This is a genomic window from Paenibacillus sp. J45TS6 (genome assembly GCF_018403285.1).
Lineage (GTDB): Bacteria > Bacillota > Bacilli > Paenibacillales > Paenibacillaceae > Paenibacillus.
This window is the reverse complement of sequence record NZ_BOSJ01000001.1, coordinates 221,651-235,360: the sequence shown is the minus strand read 5'-3', so window position 1 is coordinate 235,360 and position 13,710 is coordinate 221,651. Positions and strand designations below refer to the sequence as shown.

Here is a 13,710-nt window from a genome sequence, read left to right as displayed (position 1 = left end):
GAGTGGATGAAATGAAAAACAGGCTTACGAATTCAGAAAAAAGGTCACGGTTTTTTATGACGGTTGCCTTATGCAGTATCATGATGTTGATTGTATCCGCATGCGGAAGCAATTCGGGTAGTTCTTCTCAAGGGAAAATTTCGGAGGACCATTTTAATGTAGTGACTAGTTTTTATCCGATTTATGAGTTTACGAAGGCGATTGGCGGAGATGATGTTAATGTGATTAATCTGCTGCCAACGGGTGTTGAACCGCATGACTGGACACCACGAAGTCAAGATATTGTGAATACATCCAAAGCTGGTTTGTTCTTATATAATGGTGCAGGGCTTGAAGCATGGGTTCCAAATTTTCTGAAAGGTCTAGATAAAGACTCCGATGTGAAAGCAGTGGAAGTAAGTGCAGGTATTAATCTGATTGATTCGGAAGAGGAAGACCATACACATGAAGGTGAAGCGCATGATGATCATGCACATGATCACGAAGACGATGGGCATAATCATGGTTCTATTGATCCTCATACATGGGTAAGTCCAAAATCAGCGCTTGTTATGGCAGAGAACATTAAGAACAGTCTTGTCGAAGCCGACCCAGAACATAAGGCAGGTTACGAAGAGAGATATAGTGAACTTAAACAACAACTAGAAGATCTGGATACGAAGTTTACAGAACAACTTTCTAACGTATCTCAAAAAGAAATTGTTGTTTCTCATCAGGCATTTGGATATTTAGCACGTGACTATGGACTCACACAACATTCAATTATGGGACTTTCCCCTGATGCAGAACCAACAGGACAAGATATTGTGAAACTTGCTAATCTGGTTAAAGAAGAAGGAATCCGCTATATTTTCTTTGAAGAGTTAGTCTCTGATAAATTGGCAAAAACTCTTGCATCTGAGGCAGGCGTAGAAACGATGGTTCTTAACCCGGTAGAAGGGCTTACCGAAGAACAATTGCAGAATGGAGATAACTATTTCACGCTGATGGAGAAAAATTTGCAAAATCTCGTAACAGCTTTACAATAGAATGTGATCATACTTGATAACTTTATCAAGGTTAGCTTAAGAAGAAGGAAGGAAGACCATGCAAAAAGCTACTAATTTATGTCATGATCCGGTTCTTGAAATAAAGAATCTCTGTTTTTCATACGGTGAGCAGCAGGTCATCGAAAATCTGAACCTTACGGTGAAGGAAAGAGATTTTGTTGGCGTTATTGGATCAAACGGAGCGGGAAAAACGACGCTCATGCGCATGCTGGTCGGATTGTTACCTCCAGGCGATGGCGAGATTCGTTTATTCGGTCAACCCATCGCTAAATTTAAGGACTGGGAACGGATCGGATATGTACCGCAGAAGAACGCTTTTAATCCTCTCTTTCCAGCAACCGTTCGGGAAGTTGTGCTTTCCGGGCTTTATAATAACAAACATATTTTCCGTAAAATGACGAAAAAGCATAAGCAGCAATGTGATGATGCTCTCGAAGTGATGCGGATCCAGGATTTGGCGGATAAAAGAATAGGACAGCTATCCGGAGGTCAGCAGCAGCGTGCATTTTTGGCCCGGGCACTGATCAATCACCCTGACCTGCTGATTTTAGATGAACCTACGGTAGGAATTGATGCTGAGACACAGGCAAGTTTCTTTGAACTGATTACTCACATGCATAAACATCATCATATGACATTCCTGATGGTATCGCATGATATTGAGATGATCAAAGGATACCTTGGAAACGAACCTCAGCAGGTGAACGGTAAAATTAATTTCTATGTTCGTCATTCCCATGATCTGGAGAACTGTGTTCAGACAGATTTGCAACATTCGGTGTTATAGGGGTCAAAGGAGTCGTGAAGATTGGAAATTTTAACGAGTGATTTTTTTCAGCGGGCATTAGTCGGGGGGATTCTTATCGGAGTCACCGCACCGCTGATTGGTTTGTTCTTAGTACTACGTAGACTCTCCATGATTGGGGATACATTGTCTCACGTTACGATCGCAGGTGTGGCTTTTGGTTTCCTGATCGGGGTGTATCCGATTGCGGCAGGGCTTGTCTTTGCTGTAATTGCATCGTTTGGAATTGAGAAATTGCGAAAAGCTTATAAAAGTTATGCGGAATTATCCATTGCGATTATAATGTCAGGCGGGGTAGCACTGGCTTCCTTGTTTTTCACATTAGGCAGGGGTTATAACGCGGATGTGATGAGTTATTTATTCGGCAGCATTTACACACTTGATCGTACGGATCTTATGGTTGTTGGTGTTGTTACTGCGATAGTCATCTTGGTGGTTGCTTTATTTCACAAGGAATTCTTTTTGCTCAGTTTTGAAGAGGATGCAGCAGCCGTTACCGGCCTTCCTGTGAAAATTCTAAATATGCTGCTTACCATTATGACGGCTCTGGTTATCAGTACCGCCATTAAAATTGTTGGGGCGCTGCTCGTATCTGCTTTATTAACGATTCCGGTAGCGATTAGTTTACTCCTAGCAAAAAGCTTTCGGGCATCCATTATTTTATCTGTTATCATCTCGGAGATTGCTGTAATAGCAGGGCTTGTGATCGCAGGGATATGGAATCTGGCACCAGGAGCAACCATTGTATTATTGCTGATTGGATTGCTTATTGTCATTATGCTTGGGAAAAAAGGGGTTCGGGCTTAAGACTTACCTGTTCGAATCCCTAACTCATGAGGAGGCGTTCCTTCAATGCCTGATGTAAACGTATGGCTTGCTTTTGGGGCAGGTATTGCTTCGTTTCTGTCCCCTTGCAGCTTGCCGCTGTATCCTTCGTATTTGTCATACATAACCGGTTTGTCTGTACAGCAGCTGAAGAATGAGCAAAATAAGAGAGAAATACGTTTACGAACCTTAAGTCACACGCTTGCTTTTATCCTTGGTTTTTCCGTTGTGTTCTATACTTTGGGGTTTGGAGCAGGAGTGTTTGGAGAGTTTTTTCATGAGTATAAAGATTTGATTCGAATGTTATCGGCTGTACTCATCATCGTCATGGGACTGATGTTAATTGGGCTTTTTCAGCCTCAGTTTCTGATGAAGGAACGTAAGATGGAGATGAAGTGGAAACCGGCGGGATATCTCGGATCTTTTATTTTTGGTATTGGGTTCTCTGCCGGATGGTCTCCTTGCATCGGACCTATACTCACCGCAATTATCGCTATGGCAGCAACGGAGCCAGGCGCCTGGATTGGTCTCATTACAGGTTACACGGCAGGATTTGCAGTCCCATTTTTCGTGCTTGCTTTCTTTGTAGGTACAACAAGATGGATTACGAAATACTCTGGGATTTTAATGAAAGTCGGAGGCAGTATCATGATCTTGATGGGAATTTTACTCTTTACTGATCGAATGACCCAGATTACGATTTGGCTGCAGCGAATTACTCCCGATTGGATGATCATTTAGAATTGAATTCGTTTAAATTTAGAGAGGTGCTTCCCTATAGCTGTCAGCTTTGACGGAGTATAGGAAAGCACCTTTTTATTATATATAAGTGAAAAGTACTTACGTGAAATACTCAATTTTTGATTCAGGGAAATATTCAAAAATTCGTTCCGTAATAAATTCGCGTAAGGCTTGTTGTTGGTTTTTTGGATACACATATTTATATTGCCCATATTTGCCCCATTTGGTCTCTCGTTTAGCAATATCCATCTCCAGCTTAGATTTTGGATAACGTTGTTCAATTAGATTTTTAGCTGTCTTTGTGAAACGATGCTGGATCATTTCAAAAGTTAAATCTTTGGTAGCATCTTTAGGCAGGGTGTTCGCTAATCGTTTTAAAAGATCGCCGTATCCTTCTTCCCATCCCTCATGCCATATAATAGGAGCGATAATAAACCCTAATGGATATCCCGCATGAGCAATTTTTCCGGCTGCTTCAATTCTCTCCTCAAAACGAGAGGTAGCAGGTTCAAAATTTTTAATGACATAATCTGCATTAACGCTAAATCGAATGCGAGTATTTCCACCATGCTTCAAGGAAAGCAGAGGTTCTACATGGTGGTATTTGGTTACAAATCGTAATCTGCCGAACTCTTCGTCAGCCATAAAGGTAATCAGGTCAGCTAGGTTCCCAGTAATATGCTCTAGACCTACCGGATCTGAAGTACAGGCAGCTTCAAACCGAGTAATCTCGGGTTTACGTTCTTCAATATAGTCTTTTGCTGCTAGAAGAATATCATCCGTATTCACATATACGCGAACATAGGGTTTTGCCCCGAGTGTTGTTTGTAAGTAACAATAATGACAATGGCCCATACAGCCAGTAGAGATGGGGATTGCATATTCAGCTGATGGCTTGGATTGATCAAACTTTAAGGTTCTGCGAATTCCGACTACGAGTGTTCGCTTGGCGATCCGATACTTCTCCAAGTCCGTTTCTCCAGGCAAATTCGTAATTCGGTTATGGGAAGTCGTCATATGATATTCGATGTTTTTTTCTTTTACCCATTCCAGAATGCGCTGTCCTTTTGGATAGTCGAGGGAACTTGGTTCAAAATAAACAAGATCAGGGACAAAAGCTTTAGTGGGCCTAACTTTGCGTTCAGGTCTTTCTAAGACTTGAGTCGGCATGAAAAAGCTCCTCTCACATTGTAATTCACTATGTATTTTGCCTTGATAACTGTATTCTTAAGCATGGAAACATTACGTATTAAACGGGATGCTATGCCCTTCAGGACTTGCAAATCCTATTGAATAACATGTATCATAACAAGAGCAAACTTACTCGGCCGCAAGGACGCTAGTTCATTAATGAAATGAGGTTAGGCACATGCCAACGCCCAGTATGGAAGATTATTTGGAGCGAATTTATAAGTTAATCGATGAAAAAGGGTATGCGCGTGTATCCGATATTGCGGAAGGACTCGAAGTACATCCATCCTCAGTAACGAAAATGATACAGAAGCTGGATAAAGACGAGTATTTAATCTATGAGAAGTATCGAGGCCTTATCCTTACTCCAAAAGGTAAAAAAATCGGAAAAAGACTGATGGATCGCCATGAGCTGCTTGAAGAGTTTTTGACCATTATCGGGGTACAGGACGAGAATATATACAGAGACGTGGAAGGGATTGAGCATCACCTTAGTTGGGATTCCATAACTTGTATTGAGACTCTCGTGGAGTACTTCCGCCGTGATGATGCAAGGCTGCAGGATCTTCGAAACGTCCATAAGGAACTAACAAACGAATCTTAAAGAAAAAACACCATTCTAGTTTCATAGGATGGTGTTTTTACATTCAGTCGCAACTTTCAGCATATAAAAACGTCTATAACTATAACAAATGGGTTATTTTTCTAAATTTATATGCTTGGAGGACAACGTTTTATGAGGAAAGTTAAAGAGTGCCTTGCTTTGTTACTGGTTGTATTACTTGTACTGCAAGGAGCCCCGAATATATCGGCGGCAAGTTCGAGTGAAATTATGATTTATTTGGATGGAAGTCAGCTTAAGACGGATGTAGCCCCTTATTTGAAACCAAAAGATAATGTAACGATGGTTCCACTTCGAGTGATCAGTGAGGGAATCGGCGCTTCAACTAAATGGAATCAGGCTACGAGAACGGTAAACATTCAAGGGCTGTATACTTCTATTTCCTTAACGAATGGAAAGACAACCGGGATTGTTGATGGGAAGTCCGTAAATTTAACAACATCGGTTGAAATTATTAGAGGCCGAGTTATGGTTCCTTTACGGTTTGTAAGCGAGCATCTAGGCCTACAAGTGACTTGGAATCAATCAGCTAAAACGATTAAACTGACCACAACAAATTTATGGCCTGCGGACCCTGAGATTCCAAGTGTGCCAGGTGAACCAAGTTCGGAAATAAGAGGGGCCTGGATATCTACGATTAATGGAGATTGGCCTAAATCAGGCTCTACTAAAAATATCGCAAAACAAAAGCAAGATTTTATCAAAGAGTTAGATTCTCTTGAGTCTATGGGGATTAACAGCGTATATGTTCAGCTTCGCGGAGCTTCTGATGCTATATATCCATCGACTCTGGTTCCATGGAATAAAGTACTGACCGGGACACAAGGGCTGGATCCAGGATATGATCCCGTTGCGTTCATGGTTGAGGAAGTACATAAACGGGGAATGGAATTCCATGCTTGGTTTAATCCTTTTCGTGCAAATACCACAACGAATACAAGTACACTAGCAGCAAACCATGTCATAAAACAGCACCCGGAATGGATCGTAACCGCTAAAAACCAAATGTATATTAACCCAGGTATCCCTGAGGCAAGACAACATATTGTTGATACAATTATGGAAGTGGTAAATAACTACGACATTGATGGAGTTCATCTTGATGATTACTTCTACCCATCAAACACGACGTTTAATGACAATGCTGCTTACAAGCAATATAACGCCGGCAAATTCAAGAATATAGATGACTGGAGAAGAGATAACATCAATCGTTTTGTTCAAAGTTTAGGACAAAGCGTGAAACAGTCTAAGCCGTCAGCAGAGTATGGTATCAGTCCTTTTGGTGTATGGAGAAACATAGCGAAAGATCCTACAGGGTCTAACACGAAAGCGGGTGTAACAGCATATGACGATATGTATGCTGATGTTAGAACATGGATAAAAGAAGGCTGGGTCGATTATGTGGCTCCGCAGATCTATTGGAGTATGTCATTTACCGCTGCAAGATATGATGTGCTGGTAGACTGGTGGGCTAATGAAGTGAAGGGAACAAACGTGGACCTTATTATCGGTCATTCTCCTTATAAGCTCGGAACTGCAGAAGTTGGCTGGCAGACATCACAAGAGATTATGAGTCAGCTGAAATACAATGAACAATATGAAGATATCACAGGATCTATATTTTTCAGTAGTCAGTATCTCACCAAAAATCCGCTTGGATTAATTCAATCATTAACCTCATACTATACCAAATAGCAAATTGAAACGGATCAGACTTTACTCCTGAGAATTACAATTAAAAAGGATACAAAAGAGCCCCGCAGAACTTAAGTCTGCGGGGTTCTTTTGTGATCTTTAATGATATTTAGGAAGATCGGGATCATCTTTATCTCTTTTATTTCCTTCGATTACGTGGAAAGGATAATCTTTTCTTTTTTTAGTTGTTGTTGATTTTACTCCATTTTTGGATTGACCAAGCTTTGCCATGGTTGCTGCTGACGGTTTGACTTTCGGGTGTTTCTTCCTGCTGTTAGCATAACCAGCCGGTGGCTTCAGATAAAACCACAACATCAAACCGACTAGAATGATAGGAAATATGAGTTGATTCCAAGCGCCGCTCGCTGCAAATACAATGAACTGAAAAATGGCTAAAGCCATGACTGAAAAGAAAATAACACCGTGTTTTAACATCTTCCACCCTCATCCTTTCACAGGATCCAGATTTCCGCTTGCATAAGATACGTTTACAGTAGCATTTTCAAGTTCTGCATCGAGTTCACGCATCCGATTGAAGGAGGCAATAGACACTTCCACCTGATCATCTGTTGGTTCTTTTGTAGTTAGCAGTTGAAGCCATAGACCAGGGTATCCCAGATAACGGAGGACAGGAATATCACGAACTGCATTCGTGAATTTCAGAACTTCGAAAGACAGCCCTAGCACGACCGGTAAGAGAATCAGACGCTGACCTACACGTTCCCACACATTATCATATGGGAAAGGGATGGAGAATAAAGAATAGACCAGTACCCCAACAATAACACTCAGAACAAGAAAACTACTGCCGCAACGATAGTGAAGACGGCTGAACTTTTGTACATTTGCAGGCGTAAGCTCTACCCCTGCTTCATAAGCACTGATTACTTTATGCTCTGCTCCATGATATTGGAACAGTCTCTTAATCGTCGGTGTAAGCGATATGACATACAAGTATAAAAATACTAGCAATATTTTAATAATACCTTCAATAAAGGTGTGACTAAATTTACTCAACCCCGTGTTACCAAATAGAAAATCTTCAATAAATACAGGCACAGCGGTGAGAACAACCTTGCCAAATACAAAAGACAGTACGCCGACAGCCGCTACTCCAATGACCATGGACAGGCTCCATCCGGTATTTTCGTTATCTTTCTGTTCTTGTCGTTCTTCTTCTGTTAACTCGTCATCTGCGTAAGCATCAGCAGAAAAGTTAAGATGTTTGGTTCCTTTGGCACTCGAGTCAATTAGACTAACAATCCCGCGTAAAAAAGGGATTTTTCTTAGTTTTTTAACCCAGGATTTATCTTGTTTCGGGACTTCTAAAAAAGCGATTTCCTGGTTTTTTCGTCTTACTGCTGTAACATTTACATGCTTCCCGCCAAACATTACGCCTTCTATGACTGCTTGGCCGCCGTAAGCTACTGGTTTTGATTCTTGAGGCAAAAGTTTCACCTTCCTATTCTCTTCATTACCTCTATTGTATCTTTTTTAGCCAGCAATTTCTAGTTTTGAGTAACGATTTGGAATTTGCACATACTACATGCTATAGGATGAATTTACATGACGATATTATTAATAAGGAGACGATCTTAGGGTGAACCATCAGCAGAAAAGAACAAAACGAACCAATCCGCTGCTTTTCGGTTTGGAAATTGGATTTTTTGCCGGATTATTTTGGGGAGGAATTCAGTGGGTTTTTTATATTTTTCATTTTACGGTGATTCCAACCGGATTTATAGCAGAACCTTTTTTCAAACACTCTTTTATTTATTCACTACCGGGACAATGGCTGGGATGGGTGTTTTTTATCGGATTTTCGATCCTTGCCACCTTACTGTACATCCTCATTTTGCGTAAACTTAGAGGACCACTTCCTGGATTACTATACGGTATCGTATGGTGGTTTCTTATTTTCATCTGGCCGGGTCCAAACCTCGGTATGGTAAAGCCAATTACAGAAGTGACCTGGGACACGATTTACGCAGAATTCTGTTTGTTTTTATTATGGGGATTATTTATCGGTTATTCTATAGCCGTCGAGTATACCAACGAAAGGAAACGAGAGCCAGAAATGGCATAAGGCTGCAATCAAAAAAACTTCTCAATCCCTTGCTCATTGTGTTAAAATAGCAAATGGTTATCGGCAGGGAAGGTAGTACACAAGGATAAAGCTTTATTTCGGTTTGTGAGCTACACGTACTGCAGACTTTCATGAACGTACTATCGTTTTTTACGCACGTTAGTGTTGGCACCAGAAACCAGTCAATTTGCTGGATTCAGTCTACAGCTTTACATCTGATCTTCAGGCCATGATATAACGATCTGGAGATTCATAGAGAGAGATAAGGAACTGGCTTGAAGGCGAAGAAAGAAGGTATAATCATGGAGAACAACCGCGTGATGAAACTACGTAAGGCTATGAAAGAACAGGGACTTGAAGCCATTTTGGTGACGAGCCCGATTAACAGACGGTATATTACCGGCTTCACTGGTTCAGCAGGTTATGTACTCGTAACGCTCCAAAAAGCGTATTTGCTTACTGATTTCCGTTATATGACACAGGCTCCGCAGCAAGCAAAAGCATTTACTGTTCTTGAACACGCTGCGAAACCGATGGAAACAGTAAAGGAATTACTGATTGAAGAAGGAATTCAGTCTCTGGGATTTGAGAAGGATTTGATCACGTTCGCAACGTATGAGGCGTACACAGATCAACTGAAACCAGTGAAACTGGTTCCGGTGAGCGGACTTGTTGAAAAACTTCGGTTATATAAAGATGAGAACGAGATTGCGATTATGCAGCGTGCTGCAGATTTGGCGGATGCTGCTTTTGCTCATATCCTGACAGTCGTAAAACCTGGTATGACAGAACGCGAAGCAGACCTTGAACTTGAATTCTTTATGCGCAAGCATGGCGCAACATCTTCTTCCTTTGATACGATTGTAGCTTCCGGGATCCGTTCAGCCATGCCCCACGGCGTTGCCAGCAATAAGGTAATTGAGAAAGGCGACTTTATTACTTTTGATTTTGGTGCACTATTAGATGGGTATTGTTCAGATCTGACCCGAACCATTGCAGTCGGTACACCGGCAGCCAAATTGCTTGAGATTTACGATATTGTGCTGGAAGCTCAATTACATACTTTGGAGCATATTAAGCCGGGTATGACAGGTCGGGAAGCAGATGCGCTAGCACGAGACATAATTACGAAATATGGATATGGCGACTACTTCGGACACAGTACAGGGCATGGCCTTGGGATGGAAGTTCATGAGTCCCCTCGTTTATCCAAACATAGTGATGATATTCTCGAACCAGGAATGGTTGTTACCGTTGAGCCAGGGATTTATCTTGCTGACATCGGAGGCGTTCGGATTGAAGATGATGTCGTACTGACTGAATCTGGAATCTCGATTTTAACGCACTCTAAGAAAGAATTAATAACATTGTAATTATAATTAGGAGGGGTTTTTTAGTGATCTCAGTTAACGATTTTAAAACAGGTTTGACCGTTGAGGTTGACGGTGATATTTTTACAGTTCTTGATTTCCAACACGTTAAGCCAGGTAAAGGAGCGGCATTTGTTCGTTCTAAACTTAAAAACCTTCGTAATGGTAACACAGTAGAAAAAACATTCCGCGCTGGTGAAACCATCGGCCGTGCACAAATTGACAACCGTGGTGTTTCTTATTTGTATGCAAGTGGAGATGAGCATACGTTCATGGATAACGAAACTTACGATCAGTTCACACTTACTAGTGATCAACTGGAATGGGAACTGAACTTCCTTAAAGAAAACATGAATGTAAACATCATCAGCTACAAAGGTGAAATTCTTGGAATTAACTTGCCGAACTCTGTAGAACTCAAAGTTATTGAGACAGAGCCAGGTATCAAAGGTAACACGGCAACAGGTGCTACTAAAAATGCAAAAGTAGAAACAGGTCTGAATGTTCAAGTACCTTTGTTTATTAATGAAGGCGATGTTCTGATCATTGATACTCGCGAAGGTAAATACAGCTCTCGCGCATAATAAGATAACGTTCTATCTACGAGAGATACGCTCTTTTACAAAGTCCTCTGCTAATCAGCAGGGGACTTTGTTGTATTTTGAGGAGAAAAGAGGAGGTTATAAAGACTTCTTCAATGATTTACAGTAAAAAAGGGTTACCAGTTTCCAAATTTCGTATTATACTGTTTAAAAGTAAGGTAAGCGTAATCCAGCTTATCGCCTATATAATGATGTTTTATACTTGTAAGGGTAGGGAGTGAGATTGGTTTGTCTTTGTTTGTAATGAAATTCGGAGGAAGTTCCGTAGGTGATACGGAACGAATGCAGCGAGTAGCAAGACGCGTAGCCCAGAAACAAGATGAAGGACATCAATGTGTCGTTGTCGTCTCCGCTATGGGGGATACAACAGACGAACTCATTGACCAGGCAAAAATATTAAATGATAAGCTTCCTGCACGGGAAATGGATATGCTGCTCACAACGGGGGAGCAAATTTCAATTGCTTTATTATCAATGGCCATCCAAAGCTTAGGACGAGAGACCGTCTCCTATACAGGATGGCAAGCGGGATTCCGGACTGAACCGGTTCATGGAAAAGCACGAATAACGGATATACAGCCAGAACGAGTACTACGATCCTTGAAAGAAGGCAAGATTGTCATCGTTGCCGGATTCCAAGGTATATCCGAAGAAGGAGAAATTACGACACTCGGACGCGGTGGATCGGATACGACAGCAGTTGCACTTGCAGCTGCGATCAAAGCCGACGCTTGCGAAATATATACAGATGTTGACGGGGTTTATTCTACTGACCCGCGAATCGTCAAGGTTGCTCGAAAATTGAGTGAAATCTCGTATGATGAGATGCTGGAGCTTGCTCACTTGGGTACAGCTGTATTGCACCCGCGTGCAGTTGAATATGCGAAACATTCGAAAGTACCTTTAGTGGTTCGATCCAGCTTTACTTATAATGAAGGAACGGTAGTGAAGGAGGAAGCAGCATTGGAACAAGGCGTAGTGGTAAGCGGTATTGCCTACGATAAAAATGTAGCGCGTATCAGTATTTTGGGAGTTGAAGATATTCCAGGCGTGCTTGCAGGTATGTTTGGCGCGTTAGCAAAAGAACAAATCGATGTTGATATTATCGTACAAAGCGGTATTAGTGATGGCAAAGCTGACTTCTCCTTTACTGTTACTCTAGATGATCGAGAGCGTGCTATTGATGTGATTCAAGGAATGGAAAGCATTCTACCATTTCGTGAAATTACATCAGAGGATGGGCTTGTGAAAATATCAATTGTTGGGGCAGGTATGGTCAGCCATCCCGGGGTTGCTGCTCAAATGTTTGAAGTCATTTCAAGCCAAGGTGTCAATATCAAAATGGTAAGTACATCTGAGATTAAAGTTTCCTGTGTAGTGGAAGGTACAAAACTGAATGAAGTAATCCGTGCACTGCATACAGCTTATAACCTCGATGCAGAAGTTCAAGCTTTTGTAGGCGGACCACAAGATCGAAGATAATGATGGTAGTACAGCGCAAAAAGAGACTTACACGATGAATAACGTGTAAGTCTCTTTTTTATTCTTTCTTCTCTTTTGGCTTCCAAGGGACTAAAAGGTGGTCTTCCATAACAGGAACAAGTGTAAAAGCATTCTCCGTTAAACAATAATCCACATCTTTTTCATGTCCGTGCTTAGTTAATCTCTTCGCCTCACTGCTTTCTTTCAGCTTATTTCGAAGGTCTGCCTCGCAGCCAAGATAGGCATGATGGACAACCAACCCTAGATCATTAAGGCGTACAGGCTGCACTGCTGCTTGTTTTATATAATTAATGAGCATTCCAGCGCAAAGTGAATCCTCCATAGTTAACCTGTCCTGTTGACCCGCACATAGAATAGCGATATCCAGATCAACCTCTGTTAGCACTTCTGCACAAGCTTTTGCGTTCAAAAAGGCTGCTGTGAATATATAGGAAGCTTTCCCTGCTTTAATTAAAGCTCTAGTACCGCTGGTGGTGGTCATAATTCCTTTTTTTCCTTCTACTAATTCTTTTGTATATTCCAAAGGTGAGTTCCCCGCATCAAATCCAGCTATTTTTTTACAGAATCGTTCACCGCCTAGAAACATACCCTCAAGTCCAAGTTGTTTGGCTTGTGGTACCGTTTCTACGGGCGTAATGCAGATTGCCCCTTGTGCTAGTGCAGTAACAATGGTACTCGTTGTTCGAAATACATCGATAACCACTGCGCTGCGGTGAATCACATCTTCTGTGCGTATTTCACTGGCACTGGCAACAACATCGATACGCATAGGTGTACCTCCCTAACTTGTTTTTGCACTGTTTCTCTACATCATCCAGCCTATCTATTCTTACTATATGCAGCAGGAGAAGGGCAGGTGCCTACCTCTTTTTTTCTGTGGATATAAATAGACTAGTTTTGGCATATGTTCTAAGACAACTTGCTTCAGGGAGGAACGCTACATTGGATAAATATGTATTGTCGATGGCTATTTTACGTATCTTTTCAGGATCAGCTGAATTGATTGCCGCCTTGCTTATGCTGAGATTTAATCAGGTCGAGAAAGCTCTTGCTGTGAATTCCGCCCTTGCTTTTGTTGGTCCGATGATCCTTATTCTAACGACAACCATTGGACTGGTAGGGATGGCAGACAAGCTTTCATTTGGTAAATTGGTGTGGGTATTTATGGGAGTTACTTGTCTCTTAATTGGTATTTTAAAAAAATGATAGATTCCCGTC

General features: G+C 41.5%; 15 protein-coding genes. 11 read left to right on the top strand and 4 right to left on the bottom strand.

Going from position 1 to position 13,710, the window contains the following annotated elements:
- The first annotated feature begins 11 nt into the window (after positions 1–11).
- From KJS58_RS01220 to KJS58_RS01205, 4 genes are read left to right on the top strand one after another with little or no spacing between them, the layout of a single operon-like run.
- A complete protein-coding gene (locus KJS58_RS01220) occupies positions 12–1,028 on the top strand; it encodes a metal ABC transporter substrate-binding protein (protein ID WP_213529760.1) in 1,017 nt (338 codons plus the stop codon).
- Positions 1,029–1,086: 58 nt separating this feature from the next.
- Positions 1,087–1,836 (top strand): metal ABC transporter ATP-binding protein, encoded by a 750-nt coding sequence (locus KJS58_RS01215; RefSeq protein ID WP_213529758.1) that lies wholly within the window; start codon positions 1,087–1,089, stop codon positions 1,834–1,836.
- A gap of 21 nt (positions 1,837–1,857) precedes the next feature.
- Positions 1,858–2,661 (top strand): metal ABC transporter permease, encoded by an 804-nt coding sequence (locus KJS58_RS01210; protein WP_213529756.1) that lies wholly within the window; start codon positions 1,858–1,860, stop codon positions 2,659–2,661.
- Between the two features lie 45 nt (positions 2,662–2,706).
- A complete protein-coding gene (locus tag KJS58_RS01205) occupies positions 2,707–3,420 on the top strand; it encodes a cytochrome c biogenesis CcdA family protein (RefSeq protein WP_213529755.1) in 714 nt (237 codons plus the stop codon).
- Between the two features lie 99 nt (positions 3,421–3,519).
- Here the strand turns inward: KJS58_RS01205 and splB are convergent, their stop codons facing one another.
- A complete protein-coding gene (splB, locus tag KJS58_RS01200; protein ID WP_213529753.1) occupies positions 3,520–4,590 on the bottom strand; it encodes a spore photoproduct lyase in 1,071 nt (356 codons plus the stop codon).
- A gap of 199 nt (positions 4,591–4,789) precedes the next feature.
- Between splB and mntR the strand changes: the two genes are divergently transcribed.
- Together mntR and KJS58_RS01190 are read left to right on the top strand one after the other, a co-directional pair.
- A complete protein-coding gene (mntR, locus tag KJS58_RS01195) occupies positions 4,790–5,215 on the top strand; it encodes a transcriptional regulator MntR (protein WP_160033477.1) in 426 nt (141 codons plus the stop codon).
- A 132-nt stretch (positions 5,216–5,347) separates the two neighbouring features.
- A complete protein-coding gene (locus KJS58_RS01190; protein ID WP_213529751.1) occupies positions 5,348–6,931 on the top strand; it encodes a family 10 glycosylhydrolase in 1,584 nt (527 codons plus the stop codon).
- Between the two features lie 99 nt (positions 6,932–7,030).
- Here the strand turns inward: KJS58_RS01190 and KJS58_RS01185 are convergent, their stop codons facing one another.
- On the bottom strand, positions 7,031–7,366 hold the full coding sequence (locus tag KJS58_RS01185; RefSeq protein ID WP_213529749.1) for a hypothetical protein: 336 nt from the start codon (positions 7,364–7,366) through the stop codon (positions 7,031–7,033).
- 9 nt (positions 7,367–7,375) lie between these two features.
- Positions 7,376–8,380, bottom strand: a complete 1,005-nt coding sequence (locus KJS58_RS01180) for a DUF1385 domain-containing protein (RefSeq protein WP_213530247.1) — start codon at positions 8,378–8,380, stop codon at positions 7,376–7,378.
- Between the two features lie 151 nt (positions 8,381–8,531).
- Here KJS58_RS01180 and KJS58_RS01175 point away from each other — a divergent pair, with 151 nt between their 5' ends.
- From KJS58_RS01175 to KJS58_RS01160, 4 genes are all read left to right on the top strand, one after another.
- The gene (locus KJS58_RS01175) at positions 8,532–9,017 is read left to right on the top strand and encodes a YqhR family membrane protein (protein ID WP_213529748.1); all 486 of its coding nucleotides are present in this window, start codon (positions 8,532–8,534) and stop codon (positions 9,015–9,017) included.
- Positions 9,018–9,319: 302 nt separating this feature from the next.
- Positions 9,320–10,390, top strand: coding sequence for a M24 family metallopeptidase (locus KJS58_RS01170; RefSeq protein WP_213529746.1), 1,071 nt, complete (start codon positions 9,320–9,322; stop codon positions 10,388–10,390).
- Positions 10,391–10,413: 23 nt separating this feature from the next.
- On the top strand, positions 10,414–10,971 hold the full coding sequence (gene efp / locus KJS58_RS01165; RefSeq protein ID WP_160033467.1) for an elongation factor P: 558 nt from the start codon (positions 10,414–10,416) through the stop codon (positions 10,969–10,971).
- Between the two features lie 246 nt (positions 10,972–11,217).
- On the top strand, positions 11,218–12,471 hold the full coding sequence (locus KJS58_RS01160) for an aspartate kinase (RefSeq protein WP_213529744.1): 1,254 nt from the start codon (positions 11,218–11,220) through the stop codon (positions 12,469–12,471).
- Between the two features lie 58 nt (positions 12,472–12,529).
- Here the strand turns inward: KJS58_RS01160 and KJS58_RS01155 are convergent, their stop codons facing one another.
- On the bottom strand, positions 12,530–13,261 hold the full coding sequence (locus tag KJS58_RS01155) for a 2-phosphosulfolactate phosphatase (protein WP_213529742.1): 732 nt from the start codon (positions 13,259–13,261) through the stop codon (positions 12,530–12,532).
- A 173-nt stretch (positions 13,262–13,434) separates the two neighbouring features.
- Between KJS58_RS01155 and KJS58_RS01150 the strand changes: the two genes are divergently transcribed.
- Positions 13,435–13,698, top strand: a complete 264-nt coding sequence (locus tag KJS58_RS01150) for a YqhV family protein (RefSeq protein ID WP_374705768.1) — start codon at positions 13,435–13,437, stop codon at positions 13,696–13,698.
- Positions 13,699–13,710 lie beyond the last annotated feature (12 nt).

Coding starts and splice junctions, on each gene's coding strand:
- KJS58_RS01220 (WP_213529760.1), top strand. CDS start 12: ATGAAAAACAGGCTTACGAATTCAGAAAAAAGGTCACGGTTTTTTATG.
- KJS58_RS01215 (WP_213529758.1), top strand. CDS start 1,087: ATGCAAAAAGCTACTAATTTATGTCATGATCCGGTTCTTGAAATAAAG.
- KJS58_RS01205 (WP_213529755.1), top strand. CDS start 2,707: ATGCCTGATGTAAACGTATGGCTTGCTTTTGGGGCAGGTATTGCTTCG.
- splB (WP_213529753.1), bottom strand. CDS start 4,590: ATGCCGACTCAAGTCTTAGAAAGACCTGAACGCAAAGTTAGGCCCACT.
- mntR (WP_160033477.1), top strand. CDS start 4,790: ATGCCAACGCCCAGTATGGAAGATTATTTGGAGCGAATTTATAAGTTA.
- KJS58_RS01190 (WP_213529751.1), top strand. CDS start 5,348: ATGAGGAAAGTTAAAGAGTGCCTTGCTTTGTTACTGGTTGTATTACTT.
- KJS58_RS01185 (WP_213529749.1), bottom strand. CDS start 7,366: ATGTTAAAACACGGTGTTATTTTCTTTTCAGTCATGGCTTTAGCCATT.
- KJS58_RS01170 (WP_213529746.1), top strand. CDS start 9,320: ATGGAGAACAACCGCGTGATGAAACTACGTAAGGCTATGAAAGAACAG.
- KJS58_RS01155 (WP_213529742.1), bottom strand. CDS start 13,261: ATGCGTATCGATGTTGTTGCCAGTGCCAGTGAAATACGCACAGAAGAT.